This window comes from Actinomadura mexicana (genome assembly GCF_900188105.1).
Lineage (GTDB): Bacteria > Actinomycetota > Actinomycetes > Streptosporangiales > Streptosporangiaceae > Spirillospora > Spirillospora mexicana.
The window spans coordinates 146,474-170,264 of record NZ_FZNP01000016.1; the positions used below are offsets into that span (position 1 = coordinate 146,474).

At 74.2% G+C, this 23,791-nt stretch carries 25 protein-coding genes; 8 read left to right on the forward strand and 17 right to left on the reverse strand.

Annotation, left to right across the window (positions count from 1 at the left end):
* Positions 1-5: 5 nt before the first annotated feature.
* The gene (locus CHC11_RS32565; RefSeq protein WP_089315700.1) at positions 6-827 is read right to left on the reverse strand and encodes an SDR family NAD(P)-dependent oxidoreductase; all 822 of its coding nucleotides are present in this window, start codon (positions 825-827) and stop codon (positions 6-8) included.
* Between the two features lie 107 nt (positions 828-934).
* On the opposite strand from CHC11_RS32565, the gene CHC11_RS32570 reads away from it, so the two are divergent.
* The 3 genes from CHC11_RS32570 to CHC11_RS32580 all read left to right on the forward strand — a co-directional run bounded on the left by CHC11_RS32570 (position 935) and on the right by CHC11_RS32580 (position 5,031).
* Positions 935-1,540, forward strand: a complete 606-nt coding sequence (locus tag CHC11_RS32570; protein ID WP_089315701.1) for a TetR/AcrR family transcriptional regulator — start codon at positions 935-937, stop codon at positions 1,538-1,540.
* Positions 1,541-1,873: 333 nt separating this feature from the next.
* Positions 1,874-3,061 (forward strand): AI-2E family transporter, encoded by a 1,188-nt coding sequence (locus CHC11_RS32575; RefSeq protein WP_245920054.1) that lies wholly within the window; start codon positions 1,874-1,876, stop codon positions 3,059-3,061.
* A gap of 131 nt (positions 3,062-3,192) precedes the next feature.
* Entirely contained in the window at positions 3,193-5,031 is a 1,839-nt protein-coding gene (locus CHC11_RS32580; protein ID WP_089315702.1) for a glycoside hydrolase family 3 protein, read from the forward strand.
* Between the two features lie 103 nt (positions 5,032-5,134).
* On the opposite strand, the gene CHC11_RS32585 is transcribed toward CHC11_RS32580, so the two are convergent.
* A complete protein-coding gene (locus CHC11_RS32585; protein ID WP_179279116.1) occupies positions 5,135-6,175 on the reverse strand; it encodes an alpha/beta hydrolase in 1,041 nt (346 codons plus the stop codon).
* A 130-nt stretch (positions 6,176-6,305) separates the two neighbouring features.
* Positions 6,306-7,070 (reverse strand): alpha/beta fold hydrolase, encoded by a 765-nt coding sequence (locus tag CHC11_RS32590; RefSeq protein WP_089315703.1) that lies wholly within the window; start codon positions 7,068-7,070, stop codon positions 6,306-6,308.
* Between the two features lie 82 nt (positions 7,071-7,152).
* Here CHC11_RS32590 and CHC11_RS32595 point away from each other — a divergent pair, with 82 nt between their 5' ends.
* A complete protein-coding gene (locus CHC11_RS32595) occupies positions 7,153-8,115 on the forward strand; it encodes a helix-turn-helix transcriptional regulator (RefSeq protein WP_245920056.1) in 963 nt (320 codons plus the stop codon).
* A gap of 23 nt (positions 8,116-8,138) precedes the next feature.
* Here CHC11_RS32595 and CHC11_RS32600 read toward each other — a convergent pair whose 3' ends face one another.
* From CHC11_RS32600 to CHC11_RS32635, 8 genes are all read right to left on the reverse strand, one after another.
* Positions 8,139-8,705 (reverse strand): GNAT family N-acetyltransferase, encoded by a 567-nt coding sequence (locus CHC11_RS32600; protein WP_089315704.1) that lies wholly within the window; start codon positions 8,703-8,705, stop codon positions 8,139-8,141.
* Between the two features lie 77 nt (positions 8,706-8,782).
* On the reverse strand, positions 8,783-9,781 hold the full coding sequence (locus CHC11_RS32605) for a YihY/virulence factor BrkB family protein (protein WP_089315705.1): 999 nt from the start codon (positions 9,779-9,781) through the stop codon (positions 8,783-8,785).
* Between the two features lie 22 nt (positions 9,782-9,803).
* Positions 9,804-10,217 (reverse strand): DUF3618 domain-containing protein, encoded by a 414-nt coding sequence (locus CHC11_RS32610; RefSeq protein WP_089315706.1) that lies wholly within the window; start codon positions 10,215-10,217, stop codon positions 9,804-9,806.
* On the reverse strand, positions 10,214-10,702 hold the full coding sequence (locus CHC11_RS32615; RefSeq protein ID WP_089315707.1) for a phage holin family protein: 489 nt from the start codon (positions 10,700-10,702) through the stop codon (positions 10,214-10,216). Before CHC11_RS32615 ends, CHC11_RS32610 begins: the two co-directional genes overlap by 4 nt.
* A gap of 131 nt (positions 10,703-10,833) precedes the next feature.
* Entirely contained in the window at positions 10,834-11,958 is a 1,125-nt protein-coding gene (locus CHC11_RS32620; RefSeq protein ID WP_089315708.1) for an AAA family ATPase, read from the reverse strand.
* The gene (locus tag CHC11_RS32625; protein ID WP_089315709.1) at positions 11,945-12,730 is read right to left on the reverse strand and encodes an RNA ligase family protein; all 786 of its coding nucleotides are present in this window, start codon (positions 12,728-12,730) and stop codon (positions 11,945-11,947) included. Before CHC11_RS32625 ends, CHC11_RS32620 begins: the two co-directional genes overlap by 14 nt.
* Before the next feature lie 51 nt (positions 12,731-12,781).
* A complete protein-coding gene (locus CHC11_RS32630; RefSeq protein WP_245920058.1) occupies positions 12,782-14,173 on the reverse strand; it encodes an MFS transporter in 1,392 nt (463 codons plus the stop codon).
* A gap of 70 nt (positions 14,174-14,243) precedes the next feature.
* A complete protein-coding gene (locus CHC11_RS32635) occupies positions 14,244-15,134 on the reverse strand; it encodes a Vgb family protein (RefSeq protein ID WP_089315710.1) in 891 nt (296 codons plus the stop codon).
* Between the two features lie 115 nt (positions 15,135-15,249).
* On the opposite strand from CHC11_RS32635, the gene CHC11_RS32640 reads away from it, so the two are divergent.
* The gene (locus CHC11_RS32640; protein ID WP_245920060.1) at positions 15,250-15,867 is read left to right on the forward strand and encodes a TetR/AcrR family transcriptional regulator; all 618 of its coding nucleotides are present in this window, start codon (positions 15,250-15,252) and stop codon (positions 15,865-15,867) included.
* A 244-nt stretch (positions 15,868-16,111) separates the two neighbouring features.
* On the opposite strand, the gene CHC11_RS32650 is transcribed toward CHC11_RS32640, so the two are convergent.
* Both CHC11_RS32650 and CHC11_RS32655 read right to left on the reverse strand, forming a co-directional pair.
* Positions 16,112-17,389, reverse strand: a complete 1,278-nt coding sequence (locus CHC11_RS32650) for an RNA polymerase sigma factor (RefSeq protein ID WP_089315712.1) — start codon at positions 17,387-17,389, stop codon at positions 16,112-16,114.
* A complete protein-coding gene (locus tag CHC11_RS32655; RefSeq protein ID WP_245920072.1) occupies positions 17,386-17,796 on the reverse strand; it encodes a YciI family protein in 411 nt (136 codons plus the stop codon). The genes CHC11_RS32650 and CHC11_RS32655 overlap by 4 nt, the downstream gene beginning before the upstream one ends.
* A 183-nt stretch (positions 17,797-17,979) precedes the next feature.
* On the opposite strand from CHC11_RS32655, the gene CHC11_RS32660 reads away from it, so the two are divergent.
* Positions 17,980-19,533, forward strand: coding sequence for an MFS transporter (locus CHC11_RS32660; protein ID WP_089315714.1), 1,554 nt, complete (start codon positions 17,980-17,982; stop codon positions 19,531-19,533).
* A gap of 10 nt (positions 19,534-19,543) precedes the next feature.
* Here the strand turns inward: CHC11_RS32660 and CHC11_RS32665 are convergent, their stop codons facing one another.
* The 4 genes from CHC11_RS32665 to CHC11_RS32680 all read right to left on the reverse strand — a co-directional run bounded on the left by CHC11_RS32665 (position 19,544) and on the right by CHC11_RS32680 (position 22,621).
* Positions 19,544-20,098, reverse strand: coding sequence for a carboxymuconolactone decarboxylase family protein (locus CHC11_RS32665; RefSeq protein ID WP_089315715.1), 555 nt, complete (start codon positions 20,096-20,098; stop codon positions 19,544-19,546).
* Between the two features lie 21 nt (positions 20,099-20,119).
* Positions 20,120-20,713 carry a TetR/AcrR family transcriptional regulator gene (locus CHC11_RS32670; RefSeq protein ID WP_089315716.1) on the reverse strand — a complete coding sequence of 198 codons (594 nt, stop codon included), beginning with the start codon at positions 20,711-20,713 and terminating at the stop codon, positions 20,120-20,122.
* A 97-nt stretch (positions 20,714-20,810) separates the two neighbouring features.
* On the reverse strand, positions 20,811-21,473 hold the full coding sequence (locus tag CHC11_RS32675; RefSeq protein ID WP_089315717.1) for a response regulator: 663 nt from the start codon (positions 21,471-21,473) through the stop codon (positions 20,811-20,813).
* Positions 21,461-22,621, reverse strand: coding sequence for a sensor histidine kinase (locus CHC11_RS32680; protein ID WP_245920062.1), 1,161 nt, complete (start codon positions 22,619-22,621; stop codon positions 21,461-21,463). The genes CHC11_RS32675 and CHC11_RS32680 overlap by 13 nt, the downstream gene beginning before the upstream one ends.
* A gap of 161 nt (positions 22,622-22,782) precedes the next feature.
* On the opposite strand from CHC11_RS32680, the gene CHC11_RS32685 reads away from it, so the two are divergent.
* Positions 22,783-23,226, forward strand: a complete 444-nt coding sequence (locus CHC11_RS32685; RefSeq protein WP_245920064.1) for a DUF6069 family protein — start codon at positions 22,783-22,785, stop codon at positions 23,224-23,226.
* Between the two features lie 285 nt (positions 23,227-23,511).
* Positions 23,512-23,791, forward strand: a 280-nt coding sequence (locus CHC11_RS32690; RefSeq protein WP_143227409.1) for a hypothetical protein, incomplete at its 3' end; no start/stop codon positions are given.

The window sequence follows — 23,791 nt, forward strand, 5'->3', positions numbered from 1 at the left end:
TCGGGTCAGCCGGGGGCCTTGCGGCTGAGGTGCTCCCAGGCCCGGTACTCCTCGGCGCGTGCCCGGTCCATCTGCTGGACCATGTCGTAGGAGGCGGCGCCGACGATCAGCCGCAGCGGCGGCTCGTCCAGGTCTGCGAGCTCCATGACCACGGGGGCCGCGGTGCTCGGATCGGGGCCGGCGTCCTCGCCCCACATCTCGGCCAGCCGGACGCGCAGCGGCTCGTAATCCGGGAGCGGCCGGGTCGCCGTGGTGCCGCGCGTGAACAGGTCCGTGCCGTATCCGCCGGGCTGCACGATCGTCACCTTGATCCCGAACGGTGCCACCTCCATCGCCAGCGCCTGGCCCACCGAGTCGAGCGCGCTCTTGCTCGCCGCGTAGAACCCGGCGGACGCGACCCCGCCGCCGGTCCCCATCGTGGTGACCTGCAGTATGTGGCCGGAGCCCTGCTCGCGCAGGTGCGGCACCACGGCCTGGGTCACCCAGACCGCGCCGAAGAAGTTGACGTCGAACTGGGCGCGGATCTGTTCCTCGGTCGCCTCCTCCACCATGCCGAGCAGCATGGCTCCGGCGTTGTTGACCACGACGTCCAGCCGCCCGAACGTCGCCGCCGCCCGGTCTGCCACCGCCCGCACGGCGGCGCGGTCGCGGACGTCCAGCGTCAGCCGTGCGAGGCGGCCGGGGTGGCCGGCGGCCAGGTCGTCGAGCGGGGTCAGGTCGCGCGCGGCCGCCACGACGCGGTCCCCGGCGGCGAGCGCGGCCTCGGTGAAGGCCCTGCCCAGGCCCCTGGACGCGCCGGTGATGAACCATACGCGGGCGGTCGTCATGCACACTTCCCTCACTCTGCAGAGACGAGACGGTTCGTCTCGTATGTCATGAGTATGGGTATGCGGCGCTCTTTCGTCAAGACGGAGCGTCTCGTCTCGTTAGCGGTATGATCCCGACCGTGTCCAGCACCAGGAAACCGAACCCCGCACGGCGCAGCGAGCGATCCCGGCAGGCCGTCCTCTCCGCCGCGCGCGAGCTGGTCTCCGAACTCGGGTACGCCAAGGTCACGATCGAGGCGATCGCCGCGCGGGCGGGGGTCGGGAAGCAGACCATCTACCGCTGGTGGCCGTCCAAGGGCGCGGTGGTCTTCGACTCGTTCCTGGCGCTCAGTGAGGGGGAGAAGGGCGTCCGGCTGCCCGACACCGGCGACGTCGAGGCCGACCTCAGGACCGTCATGCGGGCGACGGTCGCCGAGTTCGCCGACCCGGCGTTCGAGGCGCCCCTCCGGGCGCTCAACACGCAGATCATCGATGACCCGGACCTGGCCGCCCTGTACCGCGAGAAGCTGGCCGGCCCGCTCGACCAGGCCAAGAAGGAACGGCTGCGCGACGCCCAGCGGGCGGGCCAGCTGCGCGCGGACGCCGACCTCGACCTGGTGCTGGAGGTGCTGTACGCCCCGCTCTACCAGCGCTGGCTGCACCGCTCGGGCCCGCTCACCCCCGAGTACGCCGACGCGCTCGTGGACGTCACCCTCCGCGCCTTCGCCCCCTAACCCGCGCCAGCACCATCCCGGCCCAGCACGGCGCGGTCCCGGGCGGGCAGGAACCGCGGCTCGCGCGGCGACTCCTCGAAAGGCTCACCTGAACCCACCGCGGGCCGCCGGCGAACACGACACGGCATCGGCTCGGGATCTGCTCACGGCGGCCTGTCGGAGCCGGGTCCTACGGTGAGGCGAACTGACCGCGGCCATCGAGGGATGACGGCGACACCGGCCCTGACCCCGGCGGGGGACGACCGCGGCGGGGCCTGAAATCCCGGCAAAGCTTGCCCCTGCCTCGGTGCGGGGCGTCCGGTATGCCCGCTCGGACGCCGTTAACGTGCAGGAATGCCGCAGACGCCCGGCCAGCCGCCCGGCGACACGTCCGGCGACCCCGCCCCCGAGCAGGCCGCCGCGCACGCCCCCCAACGGTCGCACCAGATGCCGCCGTGGCTGCCCAAGGCGTTCGCGCTGGCCGGCGGGAGCGTGCTGGCGTTCCTGGCGGGCCTGTGGCTGCTGGAGCGGCTGCGCGAACTGCTGCTGCTGCTGGTGATCTCGCTGTTCCTGGCCTTCGCGATCGAGCCGGCGGTGAACTGGCTCGCCGCGCGCGGATGGCGCCGCGGCCTGGCGACCGCGGCGATGTTCGTGGTCGTGGGGCTGCTCATCGCCGGGTTCCTCGGCGGCATCGGGTCGCTGCTGGCCGCCCAGGCCACCAACCTCATCGGCGGGTTCCCCGGCTACGTCCGCCGGTTCGTCGGATGGGTGAACGCCACGTTCGGGACGCACCTGTCGCAGCAGACCGTCTTCCAGCGGCTCCCCACGGTCACCGGCGCGCTGTCGCGGCACCTGTCGGGCCTCGCCGCGAACGTGTGGGGGTTCGGCACCACCGCCGTCGGCGTCCTGTTCAACACCCTCGGCGTCCTGCTGTTCACCTTCTACCTGTCCGCCGAGGGCCCCCGGTTCCGCCGGACGGTGTGCTCCCTGCTTCCGCCGCACCGCCAGCGCGAGGTCCTGCGCGCCTGGGAGATCGCCGTCGACAAGACCGGCGGCTACATCTACTCCCGGGGACTGCTCGCCCTCATCTCCGGCATCGCCCACTACGCCGCCATGGCCGGGCTCGGCGTCCCGTACGCGGCGGCCCTGGCGCTGTGGGTGGGCGTGGTCTCGCAGTTCATCCCCGCCGTCGGCACCTACCTGGCCGGCGCCGTGCCGGTGCTCATCGCCCTGACCAGGTCACCGAGCACGGCGCTGTGGATCCTGCTGTTCATCATCGCCTACCAGCAACTGGAGAACTACCTGCTGCAACCGCGCATCACCGCCCGGACCCTGGACATGCACCCGGCGGTCGCGTTCGGGCTCATCCTGGCCGGCGCCGCCGTCGCCGGGCCCATCGGGGTGCTGCTGGCGATCCCGCTCGGCGCCAGCCTCCAGGCGTTCGTCGGCGCCTACGTGCGCCGCTACGAGGTGGAGGAGCATCCCCTGACCACTCCGGACGCGCCCCCCGCGCGCTGGTGGCGGTGGCTGCGCCGCGGCTGAGGTTTTACCGGATCGGGGACGGTTCCGGGGCGGATCGTCGAGCATTGCCGTGGACGGGAGCCGCCCGCCGCGGCTACCGTGCCGGGAGGAACCTTGATCATCAAGCAACTCGGGGGCGGGAGGGAGCCGTCATGTACCGTCCCCGCACGCGCCGCCGCCGGTGGCTCGCCGGCCTCGCGGCCGGAGCACTCGCGGTGACCGGCCTCGGAGGCGTGGACGCGTCCGCCGCGCAGGCCGCGCCGCACGCCGGCAAGGATCCGCGGCTGATGCGGATCCTGCGGTCGATGTCGCTGCAGGACAAGGCCGCGCAGCTGTTCGTCCTGCAGATCTACGGCAAGAGCGCCACCACCGCGGAGCCGGCCGACGTCGCCGCCAACCGCAGCCTGTACGGGGTCGACAACGCGGCGCAGGTCATGGCCCGCTACCACCCCGGCGGCTTCATCTACTACGGCGACAACGTCACCGACCCGCGGCAGCTCGCCGCGTTCTCCAACGGCATCCAGCGCGCCGCCGCGGCGCAGCCGCTGCGCGTCCCCGCCACGATCGCCATCGACCAGGAGGGCGGCATCGTCGCCCGCGTCCAGCCGCCCGCGACGCAGTCGCCCGGCAGCATGGCCCTGGCCGCCGGGCGCCGCACCGGCGACGCCCGCGCGCTCGCCCGCATCACCGGCGGCGAACTGCGCGCCGTCGGCGTCAACCAGGACTACGCGCCCGACGCCGACGTCAACGTCAGCCCGGCCAACCCCGTCATCGGCGTCCGGTCCTTCGGCTCCGACCCCGCCCTGGTGTCGGACATGGTGACCGCGCAGATCGGCGGCTACCGGGCCGGGGGAGTGACCCCGACCGTCAAGCACTTCCCCGGGCACGGCGACACCACCACCGACAGCCACACCGGCGTCCCGCACATCGACCACACCCGCGCCGAATGGGAGCGCCTCGACCTGCCCCCGTTCCGCGCAGCGATCGAGCAGCGCGTCGACTCCATCATGACCGCGCACATCGTCGTGCCGTCGCTGGACCCCTCCGGCGACCCCGCCACCCTCTCGCGGCCCATCCTCACCGGCATCCTGCGCGACCGCCTCCACTACCGCGGCGTCGTCGTCACCGACGCCCTGGACATGCAGGGAGTCCGCGACAAGTACGGCGACGAGAACATCCCCGTCCTGGCCCTCAAGGCCGGCGTGGACGTCCTGCTGAAGCCGCCCGCCGACGCCCAGGGCGACGGCGTGTTCCCCCGCCAGCTCGCCGCGGTCGTCGACGCCGTCAGGTCCGGCGAGCTGACCGAGAAGCGCATCGACGAGTCGGTCTACCGGATCCTGGAGCTGAAGCAGCGGCGCGGCCTGTTCCGCGACCCCTACGCCGACGAGTCGAAGATCGGCCAGGTCGTCGGGACGCCCGAGCACCTGGCCGCCGCGCAGCGCGCCACCGACCGCACCACCACCCTGGTCAAGAACGGCGCGGGGATCCTGCCACTGCGCCCGGGCGCCCGCAAGGTCCTGGTCACCGGATGGGGCGTGTCCACCACCGCGTCCCTCGGCACCGAGATCGCCCGCCGCGGCGCCGCCACGACCATCCGCCAGACCGGCATCAGCCCCGGTCAGGCCCAGATCGACGAGGCCGTCGCCGCCGCCCGGGACCAGGACCTGGTCGTCGCCGTCACCAACCGCGCCTGGGACGTCAAGCAGGAACCGGGCCACAACGGGCCCGGGCAGACCAACCTCGTCCGGGCGCTCGTGGCCACCGGCCGACCGGTCGTCGTCGTCGCCGTCCGCGACCCCTACGACATCGCCTGGTTCCCCGAGACGACCACCTACCTGGCGACCTACTCCTACACGGCCGAGGCGCTGCGGTCGGCCGCCAAGGTCCTGTTCGGCGAGCTGGACCCGCGCGGGCGGCTGCCCGTCGCCGTCCCGGCCCGCGACGAGCCGGACACCGCCCTCTACCCGTTCGGGCACGGCCTGGGCTACTGAACCGCCGGACCGGGCCGCACGCGCGGCGGCCCGGTCCCGGGCCGGCAGCCGCAGCCGCACCGGAAACGGGCCGGGTCAGTACCAGGGGACGCGGCGGCGCGCGTCAGACCCGGCGCGCGCCGATCGACTTCATCAGCGCCGGCCACACCGCGGCCGCCTCACGCACCCACGCCGGCCAGTTGTGCCGGCCGTCGCCGTAGATGTGGGCGGTGTGGGGGATCTTCAGCTGCTCCAGCCGCTTCTGGAAGTCCCTGTTGTTCGCGCCGACCGCGATCTCGCTGAGCAGGCCGATGTCCCACGGCGCCACGTCGGGGTCGCCGGGGCCGGGGCGCCCGCTCGTGCCGGCGGAGAAGAACAGGCCGGTGCCGCGCAGCTTGGGCGCCAGCGAGTACGGGTCGTGCGCCGCCCAGTTGGCGTCGTCGGACCACGGCACGCCCCAGATCGCGAACGGGTCCTGGCCGTTGCCCGCGTTGGTGAACATCAGCAGCGCCGGCATCCCGATCGAGCGCATCGACAGGGTCCCGCTCAGCGACGCCGCGTACTTGAACATCCCCGGATGCCGGGCCGCGTAGGACATCGCGCCGGCACCCCCGGAGGAGTTGCCGATCACCGCGCGCAGCGCGCCCGCGTGGTAGTTGCGCTCCATCAACTGGCGCACCTCGGCGGTGTGGAAGGTCTCCCACCGGGGCGTCCCGCCCTTGCCGTAGTTGTACCAGTCGGTGTAGGAGCCGTTGTCGCCCTCCGGCATGACGACGATGACGTTGTACTTGGCCGCCCACGCCTCGATGTCGGTGTTGCGCGTCCAGGAGGTGTAGTCGTCCTGGCCGCCGTGGTAGGCGTACAGCACCGGCCACGTCGCCGTCGCGTTCCGCGTCCAGTTCTTCGGCAGCAGGATGCGGGTCTTGACCGCCTTGCCCAGGGCGGGGGAGTCGATGGCGACGTCGACCTCGCGGGAGGCGATCTTCTTCTCCGCGGTGATGCGCGCCCCGTCGTCCGCCCTGACCGGTCCCGCGTACGCCTGCACGGGACCGGTGCCGACCGCGCCGAGGCCGGCCGCCAGCACGGCGGTGACCGCCCCGGAGGCCAGCGAGCGCCGCCAGGTCACCCGGTGCGGTCGGCGGCGGACGGTCGGTGTCGTGTGCAAGGCTCACCTCGCGGATCAGGCCCGACCCCCGCGGCCGTGCGACTTCCGCAGAGTGTCCTCGCCTCCACCGAAATGATCTAGGTGGGCCGGTTACAAGATTTCTCCGTGCGGCTGTGGAGAAGTGAGTGATTCAGGCCCCGCCGGCGGCGGTCCCGGCCAGCAGCGCGGCCAGCTCGCGGGGCCGGGAGAACATCGGCCAGTGCCCGGTCGGCAGCTCGTGGTAGGTCCAGCCGGGCCCGGTCATCATCGAGAAGACCGGGTGCCCGCTCTCGCCCATCTCCCTGACCGCGGCCAGCGGGATAGTGGTGGCGATGAGCGTGCGGGGCGCGGCCGGCAGCGGGTCGGGGCGGGTGAGCGCCTGCGTCGCGGTGCCGAACGGCTGGGGCGTGCCGCGCTCGCGCATCGCGGCCAGGTGCTCGCCGGTCAGGCCGGCGAGGTTGGCCGGGTCCTCCTCCGGATCGAACGCCGGTACCGGAATCTTCCAGCCGTCGCCGTGCTCGGCGACGGCCTTCTCCAGGTCGGCGCGCGAGGCCGGGTCGTGGAAGTCGATTCCCGCCAGGCCGGACGGCATGGGGCCGGTGTCGACGTAGACGACCCGGGCGATGCGCTCGGGGACCCGGTCGGCGGCGCCGGTGACCGCCATGTTCGCGCCGCTGTGCGCGACGAGGACGACCCCGGTCAGGTCGCCCTCCTCGATGACCCGCACCAGGTCGTCGACCTGCGCGCCGACGTCGGCTCCGGGTGCTGACCCGGTGGCCCGCTCGGCCTGCCCGGCCGGCGTCACCGCGTGCGCCTCGTGGCCCGCGGCCCGCAGGTCCGCCGCCACCTCGTCCCATGCCCAGGCGCCGAGCCAGTACCCGGGGACCAGTACGAACGTCGCCTTGCCAGTTGCCATGATCGGCCGTCCTCTCGGTGGATGTGATCCCCACGCTAGGCTCGATACCGGACAGGATCCGCCCGGATTAAGTGAGTGACCCGTGCCACACCCCGCGCCGTCCCATCCGACGACCCGCGTCCTGGCCATGCTGGAACTGCTGCAGGCCAACCCCCGCATGGGCGGGGCGGAACTGGCGCGGCGGCTCGGCGTGGACGAGCGGACCGTCCGCCGCTACGCCGCCCGCCTGGACGACCTCGGCGTCCCCGTCGTCGCCGAACGCGGACGCTACGGCGGCTACCGGCTCATGCCCGGCTACAAGCTGCCGCCGCTCATGCTCACCGACGACGAGGCCACCGCCGTGGTGCTGGGGCTGCTGGCCGGACGGCGGATGGGCCTGCCCGGGCAGGCCACCGAGAGCGCCCTGGCCAAGGTGCAGCGCGTCCTGCCCGCGGCCCTGCGCGACCGCGTCCAGGCGCTGCGGGACACGCTCGGGTTCACCCTCGCCGCCCGTGACTCCGCCGCACCTGACACCGGAGCCGTCCTGACCCTCGCGGCGGCGGCGAGACAGAAGCGCCGCGTCCGGATCCGCTACCGGTCCTGGCAGGGCACCGAGACCGAGCGGGACCTGGACCCCTACGGCCTGGTCTTCCACTCCGGACGCTGGTACGTCACGGGCCACGACCACCGCAGCGGGGAGATCCGCACGTTCCGCGTCGACCGCGTCGCCGCCGCCGAGCCCGGCACCGCCCGCTTCGAGCCCCCCGGTGACGTCGACCCCGTCCAGCACGTCACCCGGTCACTGGCGCGCGTGCCCTACACCCACGAGGTCGAGGTGCTGCTGGAGACGACCCTCACCGAGGCGCGGCGCCGGATCCCCGCCACGACGGCGACGCTGACCGAGGCCGCCGGGGGAGTATCGATGACCACGCGCGCCGAACACCTGGACGGGATGGCGCGGATGCTGGCCGGCCTGGGCTTCCCGTTCGTCATCCGGCGGCCCGAGGAGCTGCGCGGCCACGTCCGCGACCTGGCACAGGCCCTTCGGGAACAGGCCGGGCGGTGACCGTGGCCCGGGGCAGGGCCCCGTCAGGACCCGGCGCGGGCGTCCCACTCGCGGCGCAGCATCGCGTAGACGACCTCGTCGCTCCACTCGCCCTTGACGATCTCGTTCTGCACCAGGTGCGCCTCCCGGCGCATCCCGAGGCGCTCCAGGACGCGGGCGGACGCGGCGTTGCGGCCGTCCAGCCGCCCGCAGATGCGGTGCAGGTCCAGCCCCTCGAAGCCCAGCCGCAGCACCACCTCGGCGGCCTCGGTGGCGAACCCCTTGCCGTGGTAGGCGGGGTTGAAGATGTAGCCGATCTCGCCCTGGAGGTGCTCCCGGCTGCGCCACTGCAGGTTGACCTCGCCGATCAACTCGCCGGTCTCGCGCCACTCCACCGCCAGGACCAGCCAGTCGCCCTCCTTCTCCACGGTGGAGGCGCTCATCTTCTGCTTCAGGAACGACCGCGACTCCTCCAGGGAGCGGGGTTCCCAGTACAAGAAGCGCGCCACCTCGGGAAGGGACTGGTAGGCGTACAGGCCCTCCAGGTCGGTTTCGCGGAACGGCCGCAGGATCAGCCGCTCGGTCTCGATCGGGTAGGCGGGACGGAGCATGCGATGATCCTATTCAGGGGATTCGGTCTTGTGCGACCCGTAATTCCCCGGTAACACGCTCCGCCCGCCGCCCTGCGCTACAGCCGGTGCGCCCCGTGCTCGTCCTCGACGCTGCGCTCGTCCTCGACGCCGGTCTCGCGGCGCTCGTCCTCGTCGAAGGCGCGGGTGTCGCGGAACTCCACGTACGGCTCCTCCTCGGGGGCCTGCCCGGCGGCGATCGCGCGGCTGCGTTCGAGCTCGGCGTCCAGCTCGGCGCCCAGCAGGATCGCCAGGTTGGTGATCCACAGCCACACGAGGAAGATGATGATCCCCGCGAGGCTGCCGTAGGTCTTGTTGTAGGAGGCGAAGTTCGCCACGTACAGCGCGAACAGGCCGGAGGCCGCCAGCCACAGCACGATCGCCAGCACGCTCCCCGGCGTGACCCAGCGGAAACCGCGCTTGGCGTTGGGGGAGGCCCAGTACAGCAGCGAGAACAGGAAGCCGACCACCACCACCAGGACCGGCCACTTGGCGATGCCCCAGACGGTGACCGCCTCGGAGCCGAGCCCGAGCAGGTCGCCGGCCTTGCGCGCCAGCGGCCCGGACACGACCACTGCGATCACCGACGCCGACAGCAGCACCAGCGTCAGCAGCGTCACCCCGATGCGCAGCGGCACCGTCTTCCAGAACGGGCGTCCCTCGGGGACGTCGTAGACGGCGTTGGAGGCGCGCATGAACGCCCCGACGTAGCCCGACGCCGACCAGACGGCGGCCGCGAGGCTCAGCAGGGCGACGACGCCCGCGCCTCCGGCACCGCCCTCAAGCTGCCTGATCGAGCTGACGAGCAGGTCCCGGACCGCGCCCGGAGCCAGGCTCCCGACGTTCTTGACCAGGTTGTCGGTGGCCGACTGGCCGGCCAGGCCCACCAGCGACACCACCACCAGGATCGCCGGGAAGATCGACAGGATGGAGTAGTAGGTGAGGGCGGCGGCCCAGTCCGAGAGGTTGTCCTTCTGGAACTCGCCGAAGGTGCGTTTGAGCGTCTGCCCCCACGAACGCGCGGGCAGGTCGGTGGGTGCTTCCGGCCGTTTGCTCATGACGTGTCCTCTTCCCGGCCACTCAGCGCCGGGCGGTGCGGCGTACCGAGACGGCGCGCTTCTGCCCGGTGCGCATCCGCACCTGGACCGGGGCCTTGCGACCGCGGTGCGACCGCATGTGCGACGTGGTCCGCGACGTGCGGCGGCGGCGCACCCACACCGCGCCCAGCGCGAGCGCGCCAGCCGAGGCGATGACCACACCGCCCTGGCGCGCCCTCGCCTTGCCCTGCTCGGACCCCGCGATCTCCCGCGCCGACGCCGCGGCGTCGCGGGCCTTGCCGCGCGCCTGCTCGACCTTCTGCCGCGCCATGGCCTTCACGTCGGCCTTCGCCGCGAGCTGCTCCACCGTCTCACCGAGCTCGTGCCGGGCCCGGTCGACCTCCTGACGCAGTTCCTCGGTGCCCGCCTCGGCGCCGTGCTTGCCCTGCATCGTCATCGGTGCGTCGCCCTCTCCTTCAGTTCGGCCACGGCCAGCTTGGCCTCGTCCATGGCCTGCTCGGGCTTGGCCGGTGTGGCCCGCCTGGTCTGCGCCCGGCCCATCACGGCCAGCACGCCCGCCACCACCAGCAGGAACACGCCGATGATCAGCGCTGCCGCCCACACCGGCAGCGCCAGCGCGATCGCGGCCACCGCCGCCGCCAGCAGCACCCCCACCCCGTAGAGCGCGACCAGCGCGGCGCCGCCGAACAGGCCGGCGCCGGTGCCGGCGTGGCGGCCCTTGTCCTTCAGTTCCGCGACGGCCAGGCGCATCTCGGCCCGCATCAGGTCCGACACCTGCTGCGCGGCCTGCCGGACCAGTTCGCCCGTTCCCGCCTCATGGTGCTCGGCGCGGAACTCCGGCGCGCTCCCGAAGTCCTGCCGGTGCGCGCCCGCCGTCCCGGCCTGGCCGTCGCCGTCGTGTTGCTGCCGCACGATGCTCATGCCTCCAGGCCCCCTCCACGTTGTGAAACCTGGAAAGGGCGTTCCCCGTGCGCATGGGCTAAACGTGGCGGCGCCCCGACACGCGGTGAACGGGCGGCGTTCGGCCGATCGGCGGGGCCCCGCCGATCGGCTCAGGCCGTGCTGAGCCAGTCGACCCGGTGCGCCTCGGTCGGATCCGGGGTCTCCCACCGGCGCACGAGACGATCGATCACCGCGTCCGGGACCGGCGAGCTGCGCGCCCGGTTGCGGTCCCGCAGCACCCGGGGCGGCGCCTCCAGCGCGACGACCTCGACCCGCCCCCGGTAGCCGGCGACGAGGCCGGTGCACAGCTCGCGCTGCTGCCGGGACACGTTGGTGGCGTTCCATACGAACGACCGCCCGGCGCGCAGGTGCTCGCGGGCCCGCTCGTGCGCGGCGGCCGCCACGGCGCGCTGGTCGCCGGCCGGGTCGACGCCCATCTCGGCACGGAGCCGGTCGAGGCTGACGACGGGCACGTCCGGGCGGTGCGCGGCGATCCAGTGGTCCTTGCCGACCCCCGGCAGCCCGGACAGGACGGTCACGGTGCAGCGCGTGTCGTCGTAGGCGGCGAAGCCGGGGTCGCGGTCGGGCTTGCGGAAGTACCAGAACCGCGCGTGGTCGGAGGGGAAGGCGCGCGGAGCGTCCAGGCAGTCCTGCTCAGCGCAGTACTCCCCGTACAGGGCGACGTTGTCCAGAAGCTCCTCGGTGTCGGGGCAGATCCGGCCGAGGATGTCGGCGGAGGCCAGCAGCACCAGGTCGTCGTTGCGGGCCAGCAGGCTGACGCGGAACGCGATCTGCCGCAGGTCGGGGCGCTCCAGGGCCCAGAACGGCACCTGGTGGTGGCGGATCAGCGCCGCCACATGCTCGCGCCAGGCGACCGGTGCGCCCAGCTCCCACAGGATGCGCCGCACCATCAGGTCGCCGCGGCGGGAGTGGCCCCGCGCGGTGATCCGCCCGTCGTCGTCCCGGGCGGTGCAGTGCGGCTTGGCGATGTCGTGCATCAGCACGGCGGTGAACAGGCGGACCCGCTCCCGCGGGGGGCGGGCGCGCCACCCCGGCAGCGCCGCCAGCGCCTCGCACGCCATCCGGGTGTGGGTCTCGACGTCGCCTTCACCGTGGTAGACGGCGTCCTGCGGGACGCCGGCCATGTCGCGCACCCAGGCGAAGGCGTCCCGGATCCGCTCCCACGGGACGGTCCAGTGCGGCGGCGCCGGGCACAACTCCTCAAACACCCGCATACAGCACCTCCGGGTCGGCCAGGCCGTTGGCGACGATGGGCCGCTCCTGCCAGTGGGTGCCCGAGTCGAGGATCGCGGTCAGGAAGCTCGGCCGGACCCACTTGTAGCGGTCCACCGTCTTCCCGCCCTCCTCCACCTTGATGTAGAGGCCCTCCATCTCCTCGGAGGCGTCGGTCTCCCCGGCGACGCGGCCGGGGTCGGCGCCGCCCGCCTCGGCCGCCGCGCGCAGCGCGTCCCGCCAGCGCGGGGTGCGGCAGGTGGAGGGGCCGGCCAGTTTCGTCAGCGCGGCCAAGTGCGGCAGCGGGCCCTCGTGCAGGACGGGCACCGACACGACCGGCGTCCCGGCGAGCAGCTCGCGGCGCCGCTCGGTCGACAGGAACGTCCCGTCGGTCTGGTCGAGGACGTCGAACTCGCAGAAGTAGTGGGGGAGCGCGTCGTAGAAGACCGTGTGCTTGGCGTACAGCCATTCCCCGTACAGGACGTACCGGTCCTGCAAGCGCTCGCGCAGCACGTGCTGGACCGACGCCGCCCACGCCTTCAGCGGCCCGAACTGCCGCTCGCGCGGCCCGCCGGTCAGGTAGTGGCCGCGGCTCTGGAGCCGCAGCTCGCCGCCGGAGGAGAAGCTGATGCCGGCGTTGGCGCCGTCGAGCTTCTCCTCCACGACCAGGAACCGCCCGGCGATCGCCTCGAACGGCACGGCGGCAAGATCGTGGTCGCCCGGTTGGAGCCGGGAGCCCGCGATGTGCCGGGTCCGGGGGTACTTGTGCAGCATGCGACCGTTCTAGGGCCGAGCCGCCGGTCCTGCCAACCGGTTTTCGGTCCGTCAGCGGGCGGGGACGACGCGGGTGAGGGCCAGCGCGGTCAGCCACAGCGCCACGCTCGCCCAGGCCAGGACGTGCAGGCCGGAGGCGAACGCCGGGTGCGGTGCGGGACCCGCGACCGCCCCGTAGACGGCGACGCCGAGCGCCGTCCCGACCTGCCGGGCGGTGTTGTTGAACCCGCCGGCCAGCCCGGCGTGCGCCGGGGGGACGGCGCGCATCGCGGCGGCGACCACCGCGGTGACGATCAGGCCGTCCCCGATCCCGATGGCCAGCAGCGCCGGCAGCAGCGCCGCATAGCCGCCGCCGGGACCGGCGCCGAGCAGCGACAAGGACCCCGCCGCGGCGACGGCGGTGCCCGCCGCGAGCGGCATCCGCGTCCCGAACCGAGCGGTGAGGCGCCCGCTCACCGGGGCCAGGACCGCCAGCGGCGCGGCCATCGGCAGCAGCATCGCCCCGGAGACCAGCGCGGAGCGGTGCCCGGCCTGCTGCAGTTGCAGCGTCGCCACGAACAGGACCCCGTTGGTGACCAGGTTCATGATGAGCGCGATGCCGCCGGCGCCGAGGAACGCCGGGGCCCGCAGCAGCCCGCCCGGGACCATCGGCGCGGCGGCGCGGCGCTCGGCCAGGACGAACGCCGTCCCGGCGGCCAGGGTGAGCACGGCGGTGGCGGCGGCGCCGTCGCGGTGGCCGTGGCCTGCGGCGATGACCGTCCAGACCAGGCCGCCGAGGGTGAGCGGCGCGAGCACCATCCCCGCCCGGTCCAGCGCGGCGCCCGGCCGGGCGCGGTCGGGTTCGCGGACCAGCGCGCGGACGCCGCCGATCGCCGCCGCGGCGATCGGCGCGTTCAGCAGGAAGATCCACCGCCAGCCGATCGTGTCGACCAGCAGCCCGCCCAGCAGCGGCCCGGCCGGCAGCGCCGTGGAGGAGATCCCGGCCCACACCCCGAGGGCCCGCGCCTGCTCGGCGCGTCCGGGGTAGTACGCGGTGATCAGGGCGAGGCCGCCGGGCAGCAGCAGCGCGGCGCCCGCCCCCTGCGCGACCCGCGCCGCGATCAGCGGGCCGGCGCCGGGCGCGGCCCCGCAGGCCAGCGATGCCAGCCCGAACAGTGCGAACCCGGTGAGCGTCATCCGGCGGTGCCCGATCCGGTCGCCGAGGGCACCGCCGCCCAGCAGCAGCCCCGCGATCGCGACCGCGTAGCCGTCCACGACGCCCTGCAGGCCGGGCAGGCCGGTGCCGAGCGCCCGGCCGATGCCGGGGAGCGCGACGTTGACGATCGTCACGTCCAGCAGCACCAGGAACATCCCGGCGCACAGGATCGCGAGCATCACCCCGCGCCGGGGTGCGGGGCCGGCCTGCCGGGCGGGGGTCTCGGTCGCGTGTGTTGGGGAACCCATGCCGCCCACGGTGGCCCGCGCACGTTTCGGCGCGGCTCGAACCGTCCGGTCCCCGAGGGCCGGGGGCGGGTCAGGCGACGGAGACGCGGGCGAGCGCGCCGGTCTCCAGCGCCACCCACAGGGCGCCGTCCGGGCCGACCGCGATGCCGTGCGGCTCGCATCCGGGCATCGGCAGAGGGTGCTCGTCGATGCGGCCGTCGGGACTGATGCGGCCGACGTGGGCGGTGGCCCACTCGGTGAACCACAGGTCTCCGCCGGGCCCGGCGACGATGGCGTGCGGGCGGGCGGCCCGGTCGGGCAGCGGGAACTCGGTCACCTTCCCGTCGGTGGTGATCCGCCCGATGTGCCCGGTGCCGATGCAGGCGAACCAGAGCGCGCCGTCCGGCCCGGCGGCGATGCCGACCGGCGCGGAGCCCTCGGTGGGCAGCGGGTGGACGGCGACCTGCCCGTCCGGCGCGATCCGCCCGATGGCGTTGCCCTGGTTGAGGGTGAACCACAGGGCCTCGTCCGGGCCCGCCGCGATCATCGAGGGCATCGCGCCCTCTCCCGGCACGGGAAAAGCGCTGACCTGGCCGTCCACGGTGATCCGGCCGACGCCGCCGGCGTGCATGCGGGTGAACCACAGCGCCCCGTCCGGCCCGGCCGCGATCCCGCACGGACCCCACCCCCCGGGCAGGGCGAACGGCGTGACCTCGCCCGCGGTGGTGATCCGGCCGATCGCGTCGCCGTGGAACGCGGTGAACCACAGCGCGCCGTCCGGACCCGCCGTGATGATCATCGGCCCGGCGGGGACGGGCCCGTGCACGGTGAGGTCCCCGTCCGGCGCCATCCGCGCGATCCGGCCCTCGTGGACGAGCGTGCACCACAGCGCCCCGTCCGGCCCGGCGGCGACGCTGTACGGCCCCGCGTCCGGGCCGGACACCCGGAACTCCTTGATCGTGACGTGCGAACCCTCTGGCATGGATGTCGTCCCCCTCGTCCCTCCACTGCTGTTTCCGTCCAAGGACGAAGTTAACGCAACCGGAGTTGCGTTACGATCGGAGCGTGGACACCAGCCGGGACCGCCGGGCCGCGCGGTGACCGCCTCCGGGCCCGGGACCGTCCGCCCCGGCGGACGCACCGCGCGGGTGCGCGACGCCGTTCGTGAGGCGACCCTCGCCGTGCTGTCCCAGCACGGCTACGAGGGGCTCGCCGTCGAAGCGGTGGCGGCCCGCTCCGGGGTGCACAAGACCACCGTCTACCGGCGGTGGGGCAGCGCCGACGGCCTCATCGCCGACGCCCTCGGCATGGCCGCCGCCGAACCGTGGCCGATCCCCGACACCGGCACCCTCGCCGGCGACCTGCGCGCCCTCGCCCGGCTCGTCGTGGCCGGCTTCGCCGATCCCGTGCAGGGCCCGATCGCCCGCGCGTTCGTGCTGGCCGCGGCGCAGAGCGGCGACGCCGCCCGCTCCCTGCACGCGTTCTTCGCCCGGCGCCACGAGCAGGCCACCGTCATCGTCAGGCGCGCCGTCGAGCGAGGCGAGGCCCCCGCCGGCACGGACGCGGCCGAGGTCGTCCGCCTCGCCGTCGCCCCCCTGTACTACCGGCTGTTCATCACCGGGGAGCCGATCGACGAGCCGGCCGCCGACCGGGCCGCCGCGTCCGCGGGCGCCGCCGCCCGCGCGGGCGCCCTCACGGCCGCGCCGAACCCGTGACGGCCGCCCTCAGAGGGCGGCGAGGGCACTGCGCAGGGCGGCGGCGTAGGCGCGGGGGTGGGTGGTGTTGCCGTTGTGGCCGCCGGGGAACTCGTGCACATCCGCGCCGAGCAGGGAGTAACGTCGACACCGCCCTGGCGGCGGCCCTGGACACCGACGACCCGCAACGGGTCGCCGAGATCGTCGGCCTCCTCGAGGAGCTCGCGCGGCACCTGACCCCGCAAGCGATCACCCGCATGCGCGGCTAGTCGCCTGCCGGACCTTCGGGCCGCACGGCCGTCCCCGCCAGGCGGGCGGCGCGGGCGTTGAGGTAGCGCTGCTCGGGCAGGCTGTGGGTGCGCGCGGCCGCAGCCAGGTAGCACGCCCGCGCGGCGGCGGTGTCGCCGGACATCTCCAGCAGGTGGGCGCGGACGGCGTGCATGCGGTGGTGCCCGGCGATCCGCGGGTCGTCCCGCAACTCCTCCACCAGGGCGAGCCCGGCGCCCGGCCCGCGGGCCATCGCCACGGCTACGGCGTGGTTGAGCGCCGCCATCGGGTTGGGCGCCAGCTCCATCAGCACTCCGTACAGGGCCGCGATCTGCGGCCAGTCGGTGTCCCGCGCGGTCGCGGCCTCGTCGTGGAGCGCGGCGATCGCGGCCTGCACCTGGTAGGGGCCTGCCGGCCCGCGTGGCAGCGCCGCCGATAGCAGCTCCGCTCCCTCGGCGATGTACCCGGCGTTCCACAGGCTCCGGTCCTGCTCGGCGAGCGGGACGAGGTCACCGCCCGGGCCCGTACGAGCGGGCCGGCGCGCGTCGGTGAGCAACATGAGCGCGAGCAGCCCGGCCGCCTCGGCGTCGCCGGGCAGCAGCCGGTGCACGATCCTGGCCAGGCGGATCGCCTCGGTCGCCGGCTCGCCCCGGGCCAGGTGAGACCCGGCCGTGCTCGCGTAGCCCTCGGTGAAGATCAGGTAGAGGACGCGCAGGACCGCGGCGACCCGGGCGGGACGCTCGTCCGCGGCGGGCATCCGGAAGGGGACGTGGCTGTCGCGGACGCGCCGCTTGGCGCGGCTGATGCGCTGCCCCAAGGTCGGTTCGGGCACGAAGAACGCGCGGGCGATCTCGGCGGTCGTCAGCCCGCCGACCGAGCGGAGGGTGAGCGCGATCTGCAGGTCCGGCGCCAGCACCGGGTGGCAGCACAGGAACAGCAGGACCAGGGTGTCGTCACCGCCCGGCGGCGGCCGGTCGGCGGCGGGCGCGAGCCAGGCGTCCGGCGGCGTCCACGCGGCCAGGACGTCCTCGCGACGCCGGCGGGCCCGCTCGGCGCGCAGCAGGTCGGTCAGCCGGCGGGACGCCACCGTGATCAGCCAGGCGCGCGGATCGGCGGGGACCCCCTGCTCCGGCCACCGCGACGCGGCGGCGACCAGCGCCTCCTGGACGGCGTCCTCGGCGGTGTCGAAATGCCCGTACCGGCGGACCAGCGCGCCGAGGACCTGCGGCGCCAGCGGGCGCAGCAGGTCCCAGTCGCCCTCCGGCGGTACGGTCACGGCTCCAGGTCGGCGCGCCCGTCGACGATCGGCCGCAGGTCCGCGTACGCCCGTTCCCGCGCCGCCGCCGGGCCGGGGCACTGCGCGAGCCGCGCGGCGATCTGCGAGGCGCGGTCGAAGCTGTCGCACTCGATGACGGTGTACCCGGCGAGCACCTCGGCCGTCTCGGGGTAGGGGCCGTCGGTCACGGCCGGCACCCCGTCCTTGGTGTGGAAGCGGCGGGTGTGGACGGGCGCGGCCAGCCCCTGGGCGTCCACGAACTCCCCGGAGTCGACGAGGTCCTGGTTGAACTTCTCCATGAACGCATACATCTCGGCCAGCTCCTCGCCGGACCAGACGGCCTCGTCCTCGGGCACGTTCCCCGCCATCTCGTCGTAGGCCCGCTGGGACGCGTACAGCATGAGCATGTACTTCACGGTGGTCTCCCCTCCGGTCCGGCGCCCCGGTGGCGCCTCGCACGGGAGACGTCGGAGCCGCTCGGCCGTCTTCGACAGCCTTTCCCATTCTTCCTCGCGGATCGATGTCGAGAACCGCGCGCCCACTCCGACCACCCCGTGACAGTGATCCCGATCCGACGAGGAAACACCGATATGGAGCACAACGGGCAGGGCACCGCGGCGGTCCGCGCCGGGACGCGCGGGTGGCTCGCGCTGGCCGTCCTGGCGCTGCCGTCGCTGCTGATGGCCATGGACATGACGGCGCTGCTGCTGGCGCTGCCGCGGCTGAGCGCCGACCTGGGGGCAGGCGGCACCGAGCAGCTGTGGATCAGCGACGCCTACGGGTTCATGGTCGCCGGATTCGTCATCACCATGGGGACGCTGGGCGACCGGATCGGACGCCGCCGGCTGCTGTTCGTCGGCGCCGCCGCGTTCGCCGTCCTGTCGGCCGTCGCCGCCTACGCCCCCGACCCGGGGACGCTGATCGCCGCCCGGGCGCTGCTGGGCGTGGCGGGGGCGACGCTGATGCCCTCGACGCTGGCGCTGATCACCAACATCTTCCGCGACGAGCGCGAGCGCGGGAAGGCCATCGCGATCTGGGCCACCTGCCAGTTCGCGGGCGGGGCGTTCGGCCCGGTGCTGGCCGGGCTCCTGCTCCAGCGCTTCTGGTGGGGGTCGGTGTTCCTGGTCGCCGTCCCGGTCATGGCGCTTCTGCTGGCGGCCGGGCCGGTCCTGCTGCCGGAGTTCCGGGACCGGTCGGCCGGACGGCGGATCGACCCCCTCAGCGTCGCGCTCTCCCTGGCCGCCGTGCTGCCGCTGGTGTACGGGATGAAGCAGCTGGCCCTCGCAGACGGCCGCGGCGGGGCCGCCCCGGCCGCCGCGCTCGCCGGGGGAGCGGTGGCCGGCGCCATGTTCGTCCGGCGCCAGCTCAGGCTCGACCATCCGCTGCTGGACCTGCGGCTGCTGCGCGGCCGCCCGCTCGGCGCCGTCCTGGTCTCGCTGGTCCTCGCGGGCGTCGCCATGGCGGGGACCGGCCTGATGGTGACCCAGTACCTGCAGGACGTGCTGGGGCACTCGCCGCTGGCCTCGGCCGTGCTGTTCGCGCCGATGGGGCTGGGCGTCGCGGCCGGGACGATGGCGGCGCCCGCGCTGGCCAGGCGGATCCGTCCCGCCACCGCGATCGCCTCCGGACTGGCGGTCTCGGCGGCGGGCTGCCTCCCGCTGACGGTGTCGGACGGGCCCGCGACCGTCATCGCCGGCATCACCGTCCTGGCCCTCGGCACCGGCCCGCTGTTCGCGCTGGGCACCGGCCTGGTGGTCGGGTCCGTCCCGCCCGAACGCGCGGGCTCTGCGGCGTCGCTGTCGGAGACCGGCAACTACCTCGGCGGATCGCTGGGGCTGGCGGTCATCGGCGTGGTCGGCGCCTCGGTCTACCAGGCCCGGATGCACCACGTCGGCGGGGCCGCGTCCCGCACCCTGGCCGGCGCCGTCGCCGACAGCGGCCGCCTGCCGCCCGCGCGGGCCGAGGAGCTGCTGGACGGCGCCCACGCCGCGTTCACGGCGGGCCTGCACACCACCGGCGCCATCGCCGCCGCGATCTTCGCCGTGCTCGCCGTCGTCGTGGCGGCGTCGGCCCGCCGCGGCGCGCAACCCGAGCCCGCGCCGTCGGCGGCCGCGGAAGCCGAAGCCCGGCCCGCCGCGGTGTGAGGGGGCGGTGTCAGGAGGGAGCCGTCCACTCCTGCTCCTTCCAGGCCGGGTCGAGCGGCGTGTGGGCGATGTGGTTGGTGTAGTTGGACAGGGTCTTCATGCCGACGCCGAGGACGACGTCCAGGACGTGGCGGCGGGTGTGGCCGGCGGCCAGGAACGCCTCGACGTCCGCGTCGTCCACCCAGCCGCGCCGCGTCACCATGGCGCCGGTGAGGCGGCGGACGGCCTCCAGCCCGGGGTCGCCCAAGGCCCGCCCCGCGCGCAGCGCCTCCACGACCTCGGCGGGGACGCGGGCCCGCAGCGCCACCGTTGAGTGCGCGGCCACGCAGTACTCGCAGCCGTTCAGCACGCTGGCGGTGATCAGCACGGCGTGCTTGGCGTGCCCCGGCAGCGATGATCTGTTGAACTGCTCCGACAGGGCGTTGTAGCCGGCGAGCAGTTCCGGCGACTCGGCCATCACGCCGTTGAGCGTGGTGACGAACCCCATCCGATTCTTGGCGGCCTCCAGTTGCGGACGGGCGTCGGCGGGGGCGTCGGTCTCGTCGTAGACGGTGAACTCGGCCATCGTCATCTCCTTAACGGGTCGTCAGGGGAGCGGAGCGAGGGAGCGCAGGGCGGCGTCCACCGTGTCCGCCAGTTCGCCGGGATCCGCGCCGGCGCGGGAGCGCAGGTTCACCCCGTAGGCCAGCAGCGCCAGCATCTGCGCGGCGGAGCGCACGTCCACGTCGCCGCGCAACTGCCCGTGCCCGCGGGCGGCGCGGAGGGCGGTGCGCATGGCGGTGCACAGCGCCTCGTGATGGGCGTCGAGCACCTCCCGCTCGCCGTCGTCGCTCCCGTCCTGGGCGGCGTGGGCGTTGGACACCATGCAGCCCCAGCGGGCGTACTCGCCGGAGCACCGCGCGGCGACGAGCCCGTCGAAGAACGCGGCGATGCCGGGCAGGCCCCGCCCGTCGGCGGCGAGCCGGTCGAACACCGGGCGCGACTGGCGGTCGGCGTAGCGGCGCAGTGCCGCCACGTACAGGTCCCGTTTGCCGCCGAACGTCGCGTACAGGCTGGACCGGTTGATCCCGGTCACGGCCACCACCTCGGCGATCCCCGTCGAGGCGGCGCCGCGCCGCCAGAACAGCCGCACCGCCCGGTCCAGGACGGCGTCGGGATCGAAGTGCTTGACGTCCGGCATCGCACCGCCCCTTACTTGGAATGATCGTTCCAAGTTTGGCATGCGGACGCGACGGCACGCAAGAGGGGGAGCCGAGGAGGGAGCGGTGCGAGGGAGGTCAGGCGAGGCCCGCGTCGTGGGCCAGCAGCGCGATCTGGGTGCGGTTGTCCAGGTCGAGTTTGGTCAGGACGCTGGACACGTGCGCCTTGACCGTGGCCACGCTCATGAACAGCTCGGCGGCGATGTCGGCGTTGGAACGCCCGTGGGCGATCGCCAGGACCACCTCGTTCTCGCGGGGGCTCAGCCGGGCGAGCGCCGCGCGGGCGCGCTGGTAGGCGCCGGCCTCCACCGCCGCGCGGTCCATGAGGCGGCGGGTGATGCGCGGCGACAGGATCGGTTCGCCGGCGGCGACCTGCCGCACGGCGTGGACGATCTGGTCCGGCGGGGTGTCCTTCAGCAGGAACCCGCTGGCGCCCGCGCGCAGCGCGTGCAGGATGTTCTCGTCGGAGTCGAAGGTCGTCAGCACGATGACCTCCGGCGGGTTCGGCCGGCCCCGCAGCCTGCGGGTCGCGGTGATGCCGTCCACGCGCGGCATCCGCAGGTCCATCAGCACGACGTCGGGGGCGTGCGCGTCGGCGGCCGCGGGCACCTCGTCGCCGTCGGCGGCCTCGCCCGCCACGGTGATGCCGCCCGTCCCGTCCAGCATCATCGACAGTCCGGCGCGGACGAGGGCGTCGTCGTCCACGATCAGTACGCGCAGGGGGCGGATCACGCGGGCCATGGTAGCCAGGCGCGCAGCCGGAACTCGCCCTCCGCGGCCTGGTGGTCGAGCCGCCCGCCGGCCAGCCGCACCCGCTCGGTCAGCCCCACCAGCCCCGTGCCGCTGCCGGGCGCGAGCGGCCCCGCGCCGTCCTCGGCCAGCGGGTTGCGGATGTCGACCACGAGCCGGGCCCCCGGCCGCCCCTCCAGCACCACCCGGACGGGACGTCCCACGGCGTGCTTGCGGGCGTTGGTCAGCCCCTCCTGCACGACCCGGTACGCGGCGCGCCCGGCCGCCGCCGGAAGCGCGGACGCGCCGACCGTCTCGTCGCGCAGCTCCACCTGCCCGCCCGCGTCGCGGGACTCCTCCACCAGCCGGGGCACGTCGTCCAGGACGGGTTGGGGCCGGTCCTCCTCGCCGGTGTCCTCCGCGCGCAGCAGCAGGATCACCTCGCGCAGCTCGTCGAGCGCCTGGTGCACCCCGGCGCGGACCACTCCGGCCGCATGCGACAGCTTCTCCGGCGGGGCGTCCGGCCGGTACTCCAGCGCGCCCGCGTAGGTCGCCAGCAGCGACAGCCGGTGGGCGAGCACGTCGTGCATCTCGCGGGCGATCCGGGTCCGCTCCGCCATGCGGGCCTCGGCGACCCGGCGGCCCTGCTCGGCCTCGGCGCGCCGGGCCCGCTCCCGCAGCGACGCCAGCAGCTCGCGGCGCGCCCGCGCCAGCGCGCCCCAGCCGACCATGGCGCCGTAGCCGAGGGCGATCAGCAGCAGCCACCAGCCGAAGGAGATGCCGCGGTTGGGCTGCCACAGCCCCTGCACGACGTGCGCCGCAACTCCCGCCGCGCCGACCAGCGCCGCCGGCCGGAACGGGCGCCGCTGCGCGACCTGCAACACGCCCATGGAGGCGGCCGGGGTGGCGGTGGGGGACAGCGCCGCCAGCACGGTCAGGACCAGGGTGACGCCTACCGGCCGCCAGAGCAGCAGCGGCGACAGCAGCCAGCTCACCAGGGCGACCGCGATGTCCAGCGCCAGGACGGCGCCGGTCACGTCCGCGCTGAAACGGCCCCACAGCGTCAGCGCGCCCATCGCGCCCGCCGCCGCGGCGACACCGGCCGCGCACCACAGCGCGCGCCGGGCATGATGCCCTGCCTGGTCGAACGTCTCGCTCACGGGGCCGAGGCTATCCGCGGGGCCGCGGCCCCGACACCGACCAAAGTCGGTGCCCGCCCGTACCGCGGGCGGACCGGCTCCCGCCGCGCGCCCGATGTGCCGGTCGCGCCCGGGCGGCCACGCTGCCGGACATGAACGATCCGCAACGAAAGGAGAAGGACGTGTCCGGAGGTACCGGTAGACGGCGGGTGCTGACCGTCGCGGGAGCGGTCGCCGCCCCCCTCGCGCTGTGGGTGGTGACCGGCCCGGTGACCGGGCTCGACCCGTCCGCGGAGATGGCCGGAGAGGTCCAGCGGGTCGGGGCGGGCCCGGTGATCGCGGGCAGCCTGGTCGCGGGACTGGCCGCCTGGGGGCTGCTCGCGCTGCTGGAACGCGTGAGCGGGCGGCCGGGCCGCGTGTGGACCGTCATCGCCGTGGCGGGGCTCGTCCTGTCGATGACCGGGCCGCTCGGCGACGCCGCCGACGGCGCGTCCATGGCCGTCCTGGTGGCGATGCACCTGGTCGTGGCCGCGATCCTGATCCCCGGTCTCGGCCGTTCGGCCCGACCGTCCCGCGCGGCGGGCCCCGCACGGCGAGTCTCTGATCGGGATCTGAACCACCACTGATCAGAGAGTCCGATCCGCACAGCAAGTGCACTTCCAGGCGCAGAAATCCCCAGGTGTCCCTTCCGTTGGCCTTTCCCAGGTGCGCGGCTTGACGGGGGCGACGCGAGCGTGTCATCCTGGTCCTGGCATCGAGGTTGACATTTTAAGTAGGTGTGGACATCTGTCTGCATTCTGCTCTATGCTGCCCTTTCGCGCTCGCCTCGACGTCCCCTCCTTCCGTATCGGCCGTGATGTCGTCCGGCGTGCGCGCCGTCAATCCGCCGCGAGCCCTCGGAAGGACACCTGTTGGCAGTCTCGCGCACCGCTTCCTCCGTACCCGCCGGTCCCCGCCGCGTCTCTTTCTCACGCATCCACGAGCCTCTCGAGGTTCCCGATCTGCTCGCCCTGCAGACCAACTCGTTCGACTGGCTGGTCGGCAACGAGCGCTGGAAGGCCCGGGTCGAGGCGGCTCGCCAGGCCGGACGCAGGGACGTCCCGACGCAGTCGGGGCTGGAGGAGATCTTCGAAGAGATCAGTCCGATCGAGGACTTCTCCGGAACCATGTCCCTGTCGTTCCGGGATCACC

Bases quoted from the DNA above. Each gene is read 5' to 3' on its own strand.
- CHC11_RS32565 (WP_089315700.1), bottom strand. From the start codon at position 827: ATGACGACCGCCCGCGTATGGTTCATCACCGGCGCGTCCAGGGGCCTG.
- CHC11_RS32570 (WP_089315701.1), top strand. From the start codon at position 935: ATGATCCCGACCGTGTCCAGCACCAGGAAACCGAACCCCGCACGGCGC.
- CHC11_RS32575 (WP_245920054.1), top strand. From the start codon at position 1,874: ATGCCGCAGACGCCCGGCCAGCCGCCCGGCGACACGTCCGGCGACCCC.
- CHC11_RS32580 (WP_089315702.1), top strand. From the start codon at position 3,193: ATGTACCGTCCCCGCACGCGCCGCCGCCGGTGGCTCGCCGGCCTCGCG.
- CHC11_RS32590 (WP_089315703.1), bottom strand. From the start codon at position 7,070: ATGGCAACTGGCAAGGCGACGTTCGTACTGGTCCCCGGGTACTGGCTC.
- CHC11_RS32600 (WP_089315704.1), bottom strand. From the start codon at position 8,705: ATGCTCCGTCCCGCCTACCCGATCGAGACCGAGCGGCTGATCCTGCGG.
- CHC11_RS32605 (WP_089315705.1), bottom strand. From the start codon at position 9,781: ATGAGCAAACGGCCGGAAGCACCCACCGACCTGCCCGCGCGTTCGTGG.
- CHC11_RS32610 (WP_089315706.1), bottom strand. From the start codon at position 10,217: ATGACGATGCAGGGCAAGCACGGCGCCGAGGCGGGCACCGAGGAACTG.
- CHC11_RS32615 (WP_089315707.1), bottom strand. From the start codon at position 10,702: ATGAGCATCGTGCGGCAGCAACACGACGGCGACGGCCAGGCCGGGACG.
- CHC11_RS32620 (WP_089315708.1), bottom strand. From the start codon at position 11,958: ATGCGGGTGTTTGAGGAGTTGTGCCCGGCGCCGCCGCACTGGACCGTC.
- CHC11_RS32625 (WP_089315709.1), bottom strand. From the start codon at position 12,730: ATGCTGCACAAGTACCCCCGGACCCGGCACATCGCGGGCTCCCGGCTC.
- CHC11_RS32630 (WP_245920058.1), bottom strand. From the start codon at position 14,173: ATGGGTTCCCCAACACACGCGACCGAGACCCCCGCCCGGCAGGCCGGC.
- CHC11_RS32635 (WP_089315710.1), bottom strand. From the start codon at position 15,134: ATGCCAGAGGGTTCGCACGTCACGATCAAGGAGTTCCGGGTGTCCGGC.
- CHC11_RS32655 (WP_245920072.1), bottom strand. From the start codon at position 17,796: ATGCTCATGCTGTACGCGTCCCAGCGGGCCTACGACGAGATGGCGGGG.
- CHC11_RS32660 (WP_089315714.1), top strand. From the start codon at position 17,980: ATGGAGCACAACGGGCAGGGCACCGCGGCGGTCCGCGCCGGGACGCGC.
- CHC11_RS32665 (WP_089315715.1), bottom strand. From the start codon at position 20,098: ATGGCCGAGTTCACCGTCTACGACGAGACCGACGCCCCCGCCGACGCC.
- CHC11_RS32670 (WP_089315716.1), bottom strand. From the start codon at position 20,713: ATGCCGGACGTCAAGCACTTCGATCCCGACGCCGTCCTGGACCGGGCG.
- CHC11_RS32675 (WP_089315717.1), bottom strand. From the start codon at position 21,473: ATGGCCCGCGTGATCCGCCCCCTGCGCGTACTGATCGTGGACGACGAC.